The 14,076-nt window shown below is 64.7% G+C and carries 12 protein-coding genes; 1 reads left to right on the forward strand and 11 read right to left on the reverse strand.

Translation table 11 applies throughout. The features are described from left to right. The 9 genes from A3AS_RS0120360 to rimP form a co-directional block, all read right to left on the reverse strand. Positions 1-181: transposase family protein (locus tag A3AS_RS0120360; RefSeq protein ID WP_018319412.1), on the reverse strand; the 181-nt coding region annotated here is incomplete at its 3' end. A gap of 187 nt (positions 182-368) precedes the next feature. Further along, entirely contained in the window at positions 369-2,531 is a 2,163-nt protein-coding gene (gene pnp, locus A3AS_RS0120365; protein ID WP_018319413.1) for a polyribonucleotide nucleotidyltransferase, read from the reverse strand. 376 nt (positions 2,532-2,907) lie between these two features. Next, entirely contained in the window at positions 2,908-3,177 is a 270-nt protein-coding gene (gene rpsO / locus A3AS_RS0120370; RefSeq protein WP_008131787.1) for a 30S ribosomal protein S15, read from the reverse strand. Between the two features lie 2 nt (positions 3,178-3,179). After that, on the reverse strand, positions 3,180-4,316 hold the full coding sequence (truB, locus tag A3AS_RS0120375; RefSeq protein ID WP_018319414.1) for a tRNA pseudouridine(55) synthase TruB: 1,137 nt from the start codon (positions 4,314-4,316) through the stop codon (positions 3,180-3,182). Then, the gene (rbfA, locus tag A3AS_RS0120380) at positions 4,313-4,759 is read right to left on the reverse strand and encodes a 30S ribosome-binding factor RbfA (RefSeq protein WP_018319415.1); all 447 of its coding nucleotides are present in this window, start codon (positions 4,757-4,759) and stop codon (positions 4,313-4,315) included. Before rbfA ends, truB begins: the two co-directional genes overlap by 4 nt. Before the next feature lie 154 nt (positions 4,760-4,913). Then, the gene (gene infB, locus A3AS_RS0120385) at positions 4,914-7,622 is read right to left on the reverse strand and encodes a translation initiation factor IF-2 (protein WP_018319416.1); all 2,709 of its coding nucleotides are present in this window, start codon (positions 7,620-7,622) and stop codon (positions 4,914-4,916) included. A 69-nt stretch (positions 7,623-7,691) separates the two neighbouring features. Next, complete coding sequence (locus A3AS_RS0120390; protein WP_018319417.1) at positions 7,692-8,375, reverse strand: RNA-binding protein; 684 nt, start codon at positions 8,373-8,375, stop codon at positions 7,692-7,694. 23 nt (positions 8,376-8,398) lie between these two features. Beyond that, a complete protein-coding gene (gene nusA, locus A3AS_RS0120395) occupies positions 8,399-10,009 on the reverse strand; it encodes a transcription termination factor NusA (protein ID WP_018319418.1) in 1,611 nt (536 codons plus the stop codon). Positions 10,010-10,011: 2 nt separating this feature from the next. Continuing rightward, the gene (gene rimP, locus A3AS_RS0120400; protein WP_018319419.1) at positions 10,012-10,767 is read right to left on the reverse strand and encodes a ribosome maturation factor RimP; all 756 of its coding nucleotides are present in this window, start codon (positions 10,765-10,767) and stop codon (positions 10,012-10,014) included. Between the two features lie 362 nt (positions 10,768-11,129). On the opposite strand from rimP, the gene A3AS_RS0120405 reads away from it, so the two are divergent. After that, a complete protein-coding gene (locus tag A3AS_RS0120405) occupies positions 11,130-12,212 on the forward strand; it encodes a DUF2336 domain-containing protein (protein ID WP_018319420.1) in 1,083 nt (360 codons plus the stop codon). Here the strand turns inward: A3AS_RS0120405 and trmB are convergent. After that, on the reverse strand, positions 12,209-12,919 hold the full coding sequence (gene trmB, locus A3AS_RS0120410) for a tRNA (guanosine(46)-N7)-methyltransferase TrmB (RefSeq protein WP_018319421.1): 711 nt from the start codon (positions 12,917-12,919) through the stop codon (positions 12,209-12,211). The two genes, A3AS_RS0120405 and trmB, sit on opposite strands and share 4 nt — an antisense overlap. Next, positions 12,916-14,073 carry a M20 family metallopeptidase gene (locus A3AS_RS0120415; protein WP_018319422.1) on the reverse strand — a complete coding sequence of 386 codons (1,158 nt, stop codon included), beginning with the start codon at positions 14,071-14,073 and terminating at the stop codon, positions 12,916-12,918. The genes trmB and A3AS_RS0120415 overlap by 4 nt, the downstream gene beginning before the upstream one ends. Positions 14,074-14,076 lie beyond the last annotated feature (3 nt).

Consider the following 14,076-nt stretch of genomic DNA (forward strand, 5'->3'; position numbering starts at 1 on the left):
GGCGAAGGAAGAGCCGCAACAACTCCTCCTTCGACTGTCCGAAGTCCGCCATGTCCGAGCACGAATCCGCCCCGCACAACGTCGCCGCCAACGCGATGAACAGTACTTCCAGCAGATCATGCCGGGCATTGTCCGCGCGCGGGTCCGGCAACCGCCGAAAGGCCTTTCTGAACTTCTGCATCCGACCCCCTCCGTCTTCCGGGAGTCGTCTTCAGAATCCGTCTTGCCTTCCAATGCAATAGCTAGACAAAACCCATATGCGATTCCCCTGCCCGCAAGCGGGAGAGGGGGCGCATCTCGCCCGGAGCGGCACAAACAAAAAGGGCGGCCCTTTGGCCGCCCTTTCGTTTTCTGCAGTGTAGCGAGGCTTACTCGCCGGCTGCTTCGCGCGGGGCCTTCTCGCCCTCGCCGCCCTTGTCCTTGCCTTCGAGGTCTTCGCCGGTGGTCTGATCGACCACCTTCATCGACAGGCGGGTCTTGCCGCGATCGTCGAAGCCGAGCAGCTTGACCTTGACCTTGTCGCCTTCCTTGACGACGTCGGAGGTCTTCTGCACACGCGCCGACGCGAGCTGGCTGATGTGGACGAGACCGTCCTTGGAGCCGAAGAAGTTCACGAAGGCGCCGAACTCCATCACCTTGACGACGGTGCCGTCATAGATCTGGCCGACTTCCGGATCGGAGGCGATCGACTTGATCCACTTGATCGCGGCCTTCATCGCCTCGCCATCGCTGGAGGCGACCTTCACGGTGCCGTCGTCCTCGATGTTGACCTTGGCGCCGGTCTTCTCGACGATCTCGCGGATCACCTTGCCGCCGGTGCCGATCACTTCGCGGATCTTGTCGGTGGCGATCTTGAAGGTCTCGATGCGCGGCGCGTATTCGCCGAGCTCGGCGCGGGCGTTGGTGAGCGCCTTGGCCATCTCGCCGAGGATGTGGATACGTCCATCCTTGGCCTGGGCGAGCGCGACCTTCATGATCTCTTCGGTGATGCCCTCGATCTTGATGTCCATCTGGAGCGAGGTGATGCCTTGCTCGGTACCGGCGACCTTGAAGTCCATGTCGCCGAGATGGTCCTCGTCACCGAGGATGTCCGAGAGAACCGCGAAGCGCTTGTCTTCGAGGATCAGGCCCATCGCGATGCCCGCGGTCGGCCGCTTCAACGGCACGCCGGCATCCATCAGCGCGAGCGAGGCGCCGCAGACCGAAGCCATCGAGGACGAGCCGTTCGACTCGGTGATCTCCGACACCACGCGCGTGGTGTAGGGGAATTCGTGATGCGGCGGCAGCACCGGGTGGATCGCGCGCCAGGCCAGCTTGCCGTGGCCGATCTCGCGACGCTTGGTGCCGCCGAGGCGACCGGTCTCACCGACCGAGTAGGGAGGGAAGTTGTAGTGCAGCAGGAACGTCTCTTTGTACGTTCCCGACAGCGCGTCGATGTACTGCTCGTCCTCGCCGGTGCCGAGCGTGGTCACGACCATCGCCTGGGTCTCGCCGCGGGTGAACAGCGCCGAACCGTGAGCGCGGGGCAGCACGCCGACTTCGGCGACGATATTGCGCACGGTCTTGCTGTCGCGACCGTCGATGCGCTTGCCGGTATCGAGGATGTTCCAGCGAACGATCTTGGCTTCGAGCTCCTTGAACACGCCGGCGATGCGCAGCTTGTCGTATTTCGGCTCCTGCCCTTCCGGGAAATAGTGGGCGATCACCTTTTCCTTGACCTTGCCGACCGCAGCGTAGCGATCCTGCTTGACCGGAATGGCGTAGGCGGCGCGCAGCTCCTGCTCGACCAGGCCGAGCATTTCCTTCTCGAGCGCCGAATTGTCGATGACGGTGACTTCGCGCGGCTCCTTGGCCGCCTTCTCGGCGAGCTCGATGATCGCGTTGATCACCGGCTGGAAGTGGCGGTGACCGAACATCACGGCGCCGAGCATGATGTCTTCGTTCAGTTCCTTGGCTTCCGATTCCACCATCAGCACGGCGTCGGCGGTGCCGGCGACGACGAGGTCGAGCTGGGTGTCGACCATCTCGTCGAGCGTCGGGTTGAGGATGAATTCGTCATTGGCGAAGCCGACGCGGGCGGCGCCGATCGGGCCCTTGAAGGGCGCGCCGGACAGCGTCAGCGCAGCGGACGAAGCCACCAGCGCGACGATGTCAGGATCGTTTTCCATGTCGTGCGACAGCACGGTGGCGATCACCTGGGTCTCGTTGCGCCAGCCGTCGACGAACAGCGGACGGATCGGACGGTCGATCAGGCGGGAGACCAGCGTCTCCTTCTCGGTCGGACGTCCCTCGCGCTTGAAATAGCCGCCGGGAATGCGGCCCGCAGCGTAGGTCTTCTCCTGATAGTCGACGGTCAGAGGCAGGAAGTCGACGCCTTCGCGCGGCGCCTTCGCCGCGACGACGGTGGCGAGCACCACGGTCTCGCCATAGGTGGCGACGACGGCGCCGTCGGCCTGACGGGCGATCTTGCCGGTTTCCAGCTTGAGAGTGCGTCCACCCCAGTCGATCTCGACCGAATGCTTATTGAACATAGATGTCTTCTTTCATGGGTTCTCGAAAGAAGGACGGCTCGAAAAACAAAAACCATGCGCAAGATTGCGGGGCGCTGATCGAAGCGGGTGATCAGCGTCCTGCGATCCTGCCATGGTTTTTGGATTTCGGATGGCGTCCATCCTTTCGGGTCATACGGGCGCCTTGCCCGTTGTGCCCAGCCGCCGGATTGCTGCTGGACTGTCAGTCGGCACGAATGCGAACACCGAACCGCGGTCTTCGCTGATCGTGCCCCGGATGCGAATCATCAACGATCCGTCTCCGACGTGCGCGCAACCTCGATCAAAAAGCTTAAAATAAGCGCTTTCGTTCGAAACCACGTGCGAAAACGCGCGCCGTTGGCGCGCGCAAGAACTCTTAACGGCGAATGTTGTGCTTCTCGAGCAACGCCTTGTAACGCGCCTCGTCCCGCTTCTTGAGGTAGTCGAGCAGCGAGCGGCGGGTCGAAACCAGCTTCAAGAGGCCGCGACGCGAATGGTTGTCCTTCACGTGGGTCTTGAAATGGTTGGTGAGGTTGTTGATGCGTTCCGACAGGATCGCGACCTGAACCTCGGGCGAGCCGGTGTCGCCGGCCTTGTTGGCATTCGTCTTGATGACTTCCGCTTTGCGTTCTGCGGCAATCGACATCGTCAATTTCTCTCGTTGCGACCGGGGCTGGCAGTCAGGCCGGTCAGGTTGAACACACGCTTGGGGATGATTTCGCCATTGCCGACTTCAGCAAGCGCGAGAAGACGGCCTGCCACCGTGACATAGACTGTGCCGCTACAAGTGGGCGCATCCCGTCCGCGCAACAAAACGGCCTGGCCCCGATGGAGCCTTGCCGCATCAGCCCGAGTGACGGCCAGTGCCGGGATGTCGTCCAGCGCGGTCTCAACGGGCATAAGCGCGTCCGCGAGGCTACCCTCGCCGGACGCGGCTCTATCGCACAAAGCCTCCAGCTGATCCAGCGGAATCATGTCGTTTTCGCCAAATGGGCCGACCAGGGTCCGCCTGAGCGCGCAGATATGGCCGTAAGTGCCGAGAATCCGGCCCATATCGCGGGCCAGTGCCCGGACATAGGTGCCCTTGCCGCATTCGGCCTCGAATACGGCCCGGTCGTTATCCGGTTGATCCACAAGGGTTAATTGGTGAATCTCGACCGGACGGGGGGCCAGCTCCACGACCTCGCCGTCGCGGGCGAGGTCGTAGGCGCGCTCGCCCTGGACCTTGATCGCGGAATAACGCGGCGGGATCTGCTCGATCACCCCGGTGAAGCGGGGCAACAGGGCCAGGATGGCCTCGCGGGTCGGACGCTGGTCCGAGGTCGCGGTCACCCGGCCCTCGATGTCGTCGGTGTCGCGCTCCTCGCCCCAGCACACCGTGAACTGGTAGCGCTTGCGGCCGTCCATGACGAAGGGAACGGTCTTGGTGGCTTCCCCGAGCGCAATCGGCAGCCCGCCCGAGGCGAGCGGATCGAGCGTGCCGGCGTGTCCGGCGCGCTTGGCGTTGAACAGGCGCTTCAGCACCGCGACCGCCTGCGTCGAGGTCATGCCGATCGGCTTGTCGAGCACGACCCAGCCATGGACGTCACGCCGGTCGCGGCGAACCTGGTTGCCCTTCTGCTTGGCATTGGCGCGCGGATCGTTGTTGACGCGGCGCGGCTCCTGATGCGGTCGGGAATTGCCGCCCAGGTCCGCAAAATTGTCGTCCGCAAAACTATTTTTCTGCACGTCGCGCTGATCGGCCTGTTCGCCGCTGATCGTGTCGTGAGCCGGGTCCATGGTCATCGTTCTTCTTCCCGATCCGTCTCCGGATCCTGTTCCAAATCCTGTTCGAGGTCCTTCTGAACCGCAGGTGTTCGCAAAAGCTTCTCGATCCGTTCCGCTTCGTCGAATCGTTCGTCGACGCGGAAACGAAGATCAGGTGCAAATTTCAGGTTAACGCGCCGCGCGACCTCGCCGCGCAGAAACTTCTTGTTGCGTTCGAGCGCAGCAATGACGACCGCGGTGTCGTGGCCACCGAGCGGCATCACGTAGACTGTCGCGAGCTTCAGGTCGGGCGACATCCGCACCTCCGGCACGGTGATGATGTGACCTTCGAGATCCGCATCATGCACATTGCCTTGCGCCAGAATATCGGCCATCGCGTGGCGAACCTGCTCGCCGACGCGCAACTGACGTTGCGAGCCTCCGCCGGGTGCGGAATTTTTTTTCTGATGATGGCGTGGCATTCTCGAAAATCACCTCGTCATGCCCGCGTTTGGGACACGAGCATTGTCATTTGTCCTGTTGAAACGAATGCGGTGCGATGGCCGGAATAAATCCGGCCATCGCACTCCCGCAATTTCAGCTCAAAAGATCCACTCGCTTCGGTAAGATTTGGACTTACAGGGAGCGCTGGATCGTCTCCACGCGATAACACTCGATGACATCGCCTGCGCGCATGTCGTGGTAGTTCTCGAAGGCCATGCCGCATTCCTGACCGGACTGGACTTCCTTCACTTCGTCCTTGAAGCGCTTCAGCGTCGACAGCTTGCCTTCGTGCACGACGACGTTGTCGCGGATCAGGCGCACATTGGCGCCGCGTTCCACGGTGCCGTCGGTGACGCGGCAGCCGGCGACCTTGCCGACCTTGGAGATGTTGAAGATCTCCAGGATGGAGGCATTGCCGAGCATGGTTTCGCGCAAGGTCGGCGCGAGCAGGCCGCTCATCGCTTTCTTCACGTCGTCCACGAGGTCGTAGATGATGTTGTAGTAGCGGATCTCGATGCCGTTGCGCTTGGCGGCCGCAGCGGCCTCCTTGTTGGCACGAACCGAGAAGCCGATGATCGCGGCGTTGAAGCCTTCGGCCAGCGTCACGTCGGATTCCGAGATGCCGCCGACGCCGGCATGCAGGATGCGGGCTGCGACTTCGTCGGTGCCGAGCTTCTCCAGCGAGCCGAGAATCGCTTCCAGCGAGCCCTGCACGTCGGCCTTGATGATCAGCGGGAATTCCTTGCGGCCCGCGGTCTTCAATTGCGACATCATCTGCTCGAGCGAGCCGCGCATGCCGGAGATCGAGGCAGCCGCGTTCTCGCGCTTCTGGTGCGCACGGTAGCTGGTGACCTGGCGGGCGCGGGCTTCGTTCTCGACCACGGCGAGACGATCGCCGGCTTCCGGCGGACCGTTGAAGCCGAGCACTTCGACCGGCACCGAGGGACCTGCTTCCTGCACGGTCTCGCCCTGATCCGAGATCAGCGCGCGGACGCGGCCCATCTCGGCGCCTGCGACGATGATGTCGCCGACCCGGAGTGTGCCGCGCTGGACCAGCACGGTCGCGACCGGACCGCGGCCGCGGTCGAGCTTGGCCTCGATCACGGTGCCCTCGGCCGGCCGTTCCGAATTGGTCTTGAGGTCGAGGATGTCGGCCTGGAGCGCGATCATCTCGAGCAGCTTGTCGAGGTTGGTCTTGTTCTTGGCGGACACTTCGACGTCGACGACTTCGCCGCCGAAGGATTCCACCTGCACCTCGTGCTGGAGCAGCTCGGTGCGCACGCGCTCGGGCTTGGCATCGGGCTTGTCGATCTTGTTGATGGCAACGATGATCGGCACCCGCGCCGCCTTGGCGTGGTTGATGGCTTCGATCGTCTGCGGCATGACGCCGTCATCGGCCGCAACCACCAGCACGACGATGTCGGTCACCTTGGCGCCGCGGGCGCGCATCGCGGTGAATGCGGCGTGGCCGGGCGTGTCGATGAAGGTGATCTTCTTGCCGCTTTCGGGCGACAGCACCTGATAGGCGCCGATATGCTGGGTGATGCCGCCGGCTTCGCCGGAGACGACGTTGGCATGACGGAGCGCGTCGAGCAGCGAAGTCTTGCCGTGGTCGACGTGACCCATGACGGTCACCACGGGCGAACGCGTCTCGGTATCGGTCGAATCGTCGGTGGCGTCGAACAGACCCTCTTCAACGTCGGACGCAGCAACGCGCTTGACGGTGTGGCCAAGCTCTTCGGCAATGAGCTGCGCGGTGTCGGCGTCGATCACGTCGGTGATCTTGTGCATCGCGCCCTGCTTCATCAGCATGCGGATGACGTCGACCGCGCGCTCGGCCATGCGGTTGGCGAGTTCCTGGATCGTGATCGCTTCCGGAATGACCACCTCGCGGATGAGCTTCTCCTTCGGCTCGTTCGAGGCGTGGCCCTTCAGGCGCTGGGTGCGCCGGCGGAACGAGGCGATCGAACGCTCGCGGACTTCGTCGGCATTGAGCGCGGTGACGACGGTCAGGCGGCCGCGCTCCTTCTGCGGGCCGGGCTTGTGGGTGGGCTTGGGGGCTACCACGGGACGCGCGGCGCCGCCGGGACCGCGGCGGATCTGGCGCGGACCATCGTCCTCGTCCGGGCCGGCAGCAACCGCGGGAGCGCGGCCCAACGGGCCACCTGCCGGTCTCGCTGTGGTCGTTCCCGGGCGCGCGGTCGATGTTCCCGGGCGTGCCGTGGTGGTACCAGGGCGCGCTGCGGGGGCACCGGGGCGCGGCGCCGGAGTGGCCGGGGCGGCGGCTGCGGGGCGCGGCGCAGATGCCGGCTGCTCGCCTTCGCCAAAACGCTTCTTGGCCTCGGTCTCTGCCTTGCGCTTGGCTTCGTCCTCGTGACGGTGACGCTCTTCCTCGGCCTTGCGGCGGGATTCGGCAGCTTCGCGCTCGACGCGTTCAGCGGCTTCGCGAACAGCGCGGCGCTGGGCCTCTTCCTCGGCCTGGCGGCGCTCTTCGACTTCGCGCACCTTGGCATCGGCCAGCGCGCTGGCGCGGGCGGAACGTTCGTCCTCGGTCAGCGTACGCAGCACCACGCCGGATCCGGCGTTGCGCGGCGGCGCGGGGCGCGACGGAGCGGGCGTCGGAGTTGGCGCGGCCGGCGCCGGCTTCGCGACGACCGTGGGAGCCTGCGGTTCGGCACTGCCGTCGATGCGGCGCTTGCCGCGCTTCTCGACCACGACCTGCTTGCTGCGGCCATGGCTGAAGCTCTGGCGGACAGTGCCCGTTTCGACGCGCGGCTTGAGCGATAGCGTCTTGCTCGGAACGCTCAGCTTCTTGTCGTCAGGGGTCTTGGTATCAACCATTCAGCAGTCCTAATCCTGATTTATCAGTGTTGTGCGTTGCCGCACCGTCCTATCGGGTCGTCGTATCTCTCAGAAATCCTGGCCGGGCTTTTCGGCAGTCTTGTCAGCGTCCGCCATCCGGTATCGGACCAGCATCTGGCTACGTGACAGGAATGACTTGCTCGCCGGGCCCGCGAGCAGGGCAGCATGTATCACATTTGACCGGGTCAGTGCCAAATCCAATTCTAACGATTTCAACGCGGTGACGACGGGAATCTGCGGCTTGGCGCCGCGATTTCCGGCATTTTGACGCGCCAGCATGTCCAATTTGCGGATTCCGTCCGCGGCCCCGTCGCTGGCGTGGATCAGGACCCCGGCCGTGCCTTCCCGAAGGGCGCTTTCGACCTTGCCGAAGCCGGCCACGACCTGACCCGCTTTGGCGGCGATCCCAAGGGCTTCCGTCACGCTCCGAACCAGGAGCGCCTCGATATCGGCAGGAAGCGTCTGAGGGATGCGCAGCTCGCGCTTGAAGGCCTTGCTAAATTGGTGACGCCGGACGGCTTCCGCAACCACCCCGCGTGAGGCGGTGAGCCACATGCCGCGTCCGGGCAGCTTGCGCTTGAGGTCTGGAACTACGTCGCCTTGCGGCGAAATGACGAAGCGGATCAGCTCGTCGATCGGCCGGACCTGCCGACTGACCGCGCACATCCGCATGGTCGCGGACCTTTCGGTCCGCGGGCCATGGTCGAGTTCGGGGTCAGTATCGGTGAGCATCCGGGCGACATTCTCCTTTGCCCTTAAGCCGGCTGATCTTCGGTCGCCTCAGCCTCCTCGGCGGGCTTGGCCAGATCGGCCTCGGTGATCCAGCCTGCCTTGACGCGGGCCTGCATGATCATCGCCTCGGCATCGTCACGGGAGATGTCGATACCGTCGAGCGCGCCGGGGAACTTGGTCTGCTCGCCGCCTTCCTTGCGCTCGGTCCAGCCGACCAGATCGTCGGTGGCACAGCCGGCGAGGTCGTCGACCGTCTTGATGTCGTTCTCGCCGAACTTCACCAGCATCTTGGAGGTGACGCCGGGCACGTCCTTGACGGCGTCCTCGACACCGAGCTCCTTGCGCCTGGCCTCGATCTCAGCTTCCTGCTGCTCGAGATATTCGCGGGCACGGCTCTGGAGCTCCTGCGCGGTCTCCTCGTCGAAGCCCTCGATGCCGGCGAGTTCCTTGAGGTCCACCATGGCGAGTTCCTCGACCGAGGTGAAGCCTTCGGACGCCAGCAGCTGGCCGACCACTTCGTCGACGTTGAGCGATTCCATGAAGACGCGGGTGGAGTTCTCGAAGTCGGCCTGGCGGCGCTCCGATTCCTCCTGCTCGGTCAGGATGTCGATGTCCCAGCCGGTGAGCTGCGAGGCCAGACGCACGTTCTGGCCTCGGCGGCCGATCGCCAGCGAAAGCTGGTTGTTGGTGTCGGGCACCACCACCTCGATGCGCTCGCGGTCTTCGTCGATCACGACCTTGGAGACTTCGGCCGGCGCCAGCGCGTTGACCACGAAGGTCGCGATGTCGGGCGACCACGGAATGATGTCGATCTTCTCGCCCTGCAATTCGTTCACCACGGCCTGCACGCGCGAACCGCGCATACCGACGCAGGCGCCGACCGGATCGACCGAGGAATCGCGGGAAATCACGCCGATTTTTGCGCGCGAGCCCGGATCGCGGGCAACCGCCTTGATCTCGACGATGCCGTCATAGATTTCCGGCACTTCCTGCGCGAACAGCTTCGCCATGAACTGCGGATGGGTGCGGGAAAGGAAGATCTGCGGACCTCTCGTCTCGCGGCGGACGTCGAAGATGTAGGCACGGACGCGGTCGCCGTTGCGGAAGACTTCGCGCGGCAGCATCTCGTCGCGGCGGATGATGGCTTCGCCGCGGCCGAGGTCGACGATCACGCTGCCATATTCGACGCGCTTGACGACGCCGTTGACGATGTCGCCGATGCGATCCTTGAATTCCTGATATTGCCGGTCGCGCTCGGCCTCGCGCACCTTCTGCACGATGACCTGCTTGGCCGATTGCGCGGCGATGCGGCCATATTCCAGCGGCGGCAGGGTGTCGGCGATGGTGTCGCCGACCTGGGCACCGGGATTGGCGCGTTGCGCGTCCACCAGCGAAATCTGGTTGGAATGGTTTTCGACCTTCTCGACCACCAGCATGTGGCGCGACAGCCGCAGCTCGCCCTTCTTCGGGTCGATCTCGGCGTGAACGTCAGTTTCGCTGCCGTAACGGGCGCGCGCCGCCTTGGCGATGGCGTCCTCCATCGCCGCGATGACGATGCCGCGGTCGATCGATTTCTCGCGCGCAACGGCATCGGCGATCTGGAGCAACTCAAGTCGATTGGCGCTGACTGCCATGGCTAGTCTCCTTCGTCAGGCTCGATCTCGCCCCGTCGCGCGCGTTCGGCGGCCAGGCGATGCTTCTTCGTATTGGTCGGGGCCGGCTTCTTCTTCGGCCTGGTGTTCTTGGTGGTCTTTTCGCTGATTTTGGCGTGCGGCGCCTGCGGCGGCTCCAGGCCGAGATCGCGGCGCATCTGGCGCTCCTCGGCCTTGCCGCGGCGCATCGATTCGGCGATCAGCTCGTCGGTCAGCACCAAGCGGGCCTCGCCGATATCCTCCATCGTCAGGAGCACGTCGGGATCGTCGCCCGCCTTGACGTCGTCGCGACGCAGATGCACGCGATCGCCTTCGACCGGACCGATCATGCCGCGGAACCGCTTGCGCCCCTCATGGGCAACCGCCATCTCGATCTTCACCAGATGGCCGGAATAGCGCTCGAAATCGGAACGGCGGACCAGCGGCCGGTCGATTCCCGGTGAGGAGATTTCCAGCCGGTAGGCGCGATCGATGGGGTCGGCAACATCGAGCACGGGCGACAGCGCCCGCGAGATCGCCTCGCAATCCTCGAGCTGCATCGAGCCGTCCGGCCGCTCGGCCATGATCTGCACGGTGCAGCCGGCTTCCCCGGAAATGCGGATCCGCACCAGACGGTAGCCCATGCCCTCGAGCACCGGTGCTGCGACCGCGGACACACGTGCTGCCACGCCCGGCTCGACCACGAGCCTCGGCTCGGCCAGCAACTCGGCATCCGTGGAACCAGTGTTCGGTTCGGTCATATCAGGGGTCAAGGCGCTCGATGGTTAAGGCTTGGTTACGATTTTCAAAGCCCGCTTCGGAACTTCCCGACAGCGCGTCGGGCCGCATCTTCCGCCAAGCCGCGTTCGGGTAATAAAAAAGAGCGGGTCCTTTCGGGCCCACTCTCACTACGCGGATCGTATGAGAAGATGAATTGGCGCTGATATAGCGCTTTCTGTCCCCCCGGACAAGGCCCATCGCGGGCCAGACGAGGCTTTTTGCGTCCGATTCGCGGCGCCCCGGGCCTAACGCTTCCTTCACCTCGGGGGGCTAAATTCCCTGATTGTGGGGCGGCTTCGACCAAGGGCGCACCCGCGGCGTGCCCTGTTCGAGTAGCGTTTTCATGACCGTTGCCACGTCGCTCATTCCCGGACTGGACGATATCGTCAAACGCGGCGATCCGCGACGACGCGGCGAAATCGCGCGCGCCATCTCCGAGCTGTTCTTCCAGGATTCCGCCAATCTTCGGCCCGAGCTCATCGATCTCTTCGACAACCTCCTGATCGATCTCGTCCCGCATGCGGAGCTTGCCTCGCGCGTCGACCTCGCCGAGCGCTTCTCGCACCTGAACAACGCGCCGCCGCATCTGGTCAATCAACTCGCGCGCGAGAACGAGATCATGGTGGCCGGCCCCGTGCTGCGCCGCTCGCCCGTGCTCGATGACGCCGCACTGGTCGAGATCGCGCGGCTGAAGGGCCAGGGGCATTTGCTTGCGATGACGGAGCGCCCCGCTTTGTCTCCCGTCATCACCGACGTGCTGGTGGAGCGCGGCGATCGCGACGTGGTGCGCCGCGCCGCGGGCAATGCCGGTGCGGTGTTCTCGCCTGGCAGCTATTCCGAGCTGATCAAGCGTGCGGCGCAGGACGGCGTGCTGACGCTCAAGATCGGCCAGCGCCGTGATCTCTCGGGCGAGAACCTGAAACAGCTTCTCGACGGCACGCTCGACGTCATCCGCCGCCGGCTCTCCAGCGTGGTCAATCCCGCGCGCCAGGTCGAGATCAAGCACGCGATGGTGGCCATCGAGGAGGCCACGCTGCCGCCGGGACCGCGGCGCGATTTCTCCGCGGCCCAGCGCACGGTGCTGGTGTTGCATCGCGAGGGCCATCTCGGCGAGAGCGCGCTGCTCGGCTTCGCCAAGGCGAACAAATACGAGGAATCGATCGCCTCGCTTTCGGCGATGTCCGGCGTTCGCCTCTCTGTGCTCGACCGCCTGATCGCAGGCGACCGCTACGACCCGATCCTCATTCTCGGCCGCGTGCTGAATCTCGGCTGGCCCACGGTGCGCGCGCTCATCCTGCTCTGGTACGGTCCGCATCGCACGCCGGCCGATGCCGATATCGAGGCCGCGCGCGTGAACTTCACGCGCCTGATGCCGACGACCGCCGAGCGCGTCGTCAATTTCTGGCGCAACCGGCAGACGATCTAGAGTCGTCTGAACCGCAAATACGCAGCCTTCCGTCCTTCGCGCGCGGCCTTCCGGCCGTAGCGCGTCATGGTGTAGCCCGCCCATGGCTGCCTGAAATCGTCGGCGCGTTCGGCCAGCCAGACGAAATCCTGCGAACGCGCAAGATGCGACAGCGTCCAGGCGCAGTAATCGTCAATGTCGCAGACGAAGCGGAATTCGCCGTTCGGCTTCAGCACGCGCGCCATCGCGGCGATGGTCCTGTCCTGGACGAAGCGCCGTTTCCAGTGCCGCCGCTTCGGCCAGGGATCGGGATGGATCAGGTCGATCCGCGACAGCGATGCCTTGGGCAGCCAGGCCAGCAGCTCGGCGGCATCGCCCGCGAACAGGCGAATGTTGCCGATGTTGGCGGCCTCGATCTGCGCGAGGATCTTGGCCATGCCGTTGACATAGGGCTCGCAGCCGATGAAGCCTGTCGTGGCGAAGCTCTGGGCCTCGGCCGCGAGATGCTCGCCACCGCCGAAGCCGATCTCGAGCCTGACATCGTCGGCGGCGGGATCGAAGATCTCGCTTGCATCCGCCGGCGCCTCGCCGTCGATGTCGAGCGCCAGATGCGGCAGCAGTTGACCAATCAGCTCGGCCTGATGCTGCCTGAGCTTGTGACCCTTGCGGCGCCCGAAGAACGCGCGCTCGCTGTCATCGCGACCGGGCTCTGATTTGCGCTCGCTCATCGCAGCGTCTGGTACAGGCGGTGGAGCAGCCGCGCGCGCGGCGCGAGCGACGAGATATAGAGCTGCTCATAATGAGTGTGCGCGCCCTTGCCGTCGACGCCGAGGCCGTCGAGCGTTGCGGTATGGGCCGCGGTGAAATTGCCGTCCGAGCCGCCGCCCGTATGGGTGTCGGTCAGCTCGAAGCCGATCTCGCCGGCGAGTGTCTTCGCGTGCTCGTACAGCGAGGCGCCTGCGTTGCTCTTTTCGTAGGGCGGACGGTTGAGCTCGCCGGTGACGGTGACGGTGACGCCGTCGGTCTTCGACGTCAGCCCAAGGATCTTGCCGACGAACTCCTCGGCGTCCTTGAGGCTCAGCACGCGCAGATCGACCTCGGCATAGGCCGCTTCCGGCGTGACGTTGGGGCGCGTGCCGCCACGCACCACGCCGACATTGACGCTCACGCCGCGAGTCAGGTCGTTCATCCCTTCCAGGGCGAGGATGACGTTGCCAAGCTCGCGCACGGCGCTGCGGCCATCTTCCGGCCGCGAGCCGGCATGCGCGGGCACGCCCTTGATGAACACCTTGAAGCGCCCGACGCCCTTGCGCCCGGTGACGATCTTGCCGCCGTCGCGCGCCGGCTCCGTCACCAGCACGTATTTGGCCCTGCGCCCTTCCGTCTCGATGAGTGCGCGCGAGGTGGGACTTCCGATCTCCTCGTCGGAGGTGAACAAATGCGTGATGCCGAGCGGCGAGCGATCGGCTGTGGCACACAGCGCGGCAAACGCGTGATGGGCGATGTAGGCGCCGCCCTTCATGTCGTAGATGCCGGGACCGTACGCGACGTCGCCTTCGACCTTGAACGGCAGACGTTCGATGAATCCCATGGGATGGACGGTATCGAGGTGGCTCAGCACCAGGATGCCCGGCCGGTCCTGCCCCCAATTCGAGCGCGCCATGAGATGATCGCCGCAACCATCGACGCCGGCGACGCGTTCGAGCGTGACAGGCAGATCGCGGTACTGCTCCGCGACCATTGAGATCAGCCTGTTGACCTGCTCGGGCGCTTCCGTCGGCGTCTCGACCTCCACCCAGCGGCGGATGCCATCGAGAATAGTTTGGGAATTGAACCAATTGGAGCTGGCCATGGACGCATCTGTGCCTTTGAATCGCATCATCGA

Origin of the sequence: Bradyrhizobium sp. WSM2793 (assembly GCF_000379585.1) — a bacterium.
In the GTDB taxonomy this organism is placed as follows: domain Bacteria; phylum Pseudomonadota; class Alphaproteobacteria; order Rhizobiales; family Xanthobacteraceae; genus Bradyrhizobium.